Below are 557 nucleotides of genomic sequence, written 5' to 3'. Positions count from 1 at the left end.
GTAGCGACGCTTACGAGTGCCCTTTACATAGACCATGGATAGTAAATGCGTATTATTACAAAACTAACGACAGCTAAGTGCAATATCTAGGGACACATTGCCAGTAATTGTTGAGAACTTATTCGCTTTAACTAAGTTGATAGAGCTAAAAGATAATATTCATTAAATCGTGAACTCTTTTGAGTTCTTTATTATTTTTGCGCTTAAATATGTGTTCTTTATTCTGTTTATGTTTATTTGTTGTGATATGTTGATTTTCGTGAAAAAATCACTGAGATTTGTGTTTCTATGTTTAAACTAATTAATTTCCCTTGTGGAGGAAGGTTTAAGATTGGATGATTATTTAGTGCCCATTCTATTGGAAAAGGGATTACTCCTTTATATTCTAAGTCTGTTTGATGTGATAATGCCATTTTCCAGTGTTTTATACCTGAATTAGCTTGCCTTGACATTGAAAAAGGAGTGCCAATATTTATTCCATATTTTGTATAAAGGTCAATGGCATTATTTATATTTTGAGTTCTTACTGCCCATGCAGAAACGTAAGCGTCGCTACC

The 557-nt window shown here is 32.9% G+C and carries 1 protein-coding gene; it reads right to left on the bottom strand.

Going from position 1 to position 557, the window contains the following annotated elements; genetic code table 11:
* Positions 1–233 precede the first annotated feature (233 nt).
* The coding region (locus tag C200_RS15875) for a VOC family protein (RefSeq protein ID WP_033923830.1) at positions 234–557 on the bottom strand (324 nt) is incomplete at its 5' end.

Source organism: Piscirickettsia salmonis LF-89 = ATCC VR-1361, from assembly GCF_000297215.2.
Taxonomy (GTDB): Bacteria; Pseudomonadota; Gammaproteobacteria; order Piscirickettsiales; family Piscirickettsiaceae; genus Piscirickettsia; species Piscirickettsia salmonis.
The sequence above is the reverse complement of the archived record's forward strand: the minus strand, read 5'-3'. Positions and strand labels throughout refer to the sequence as shown.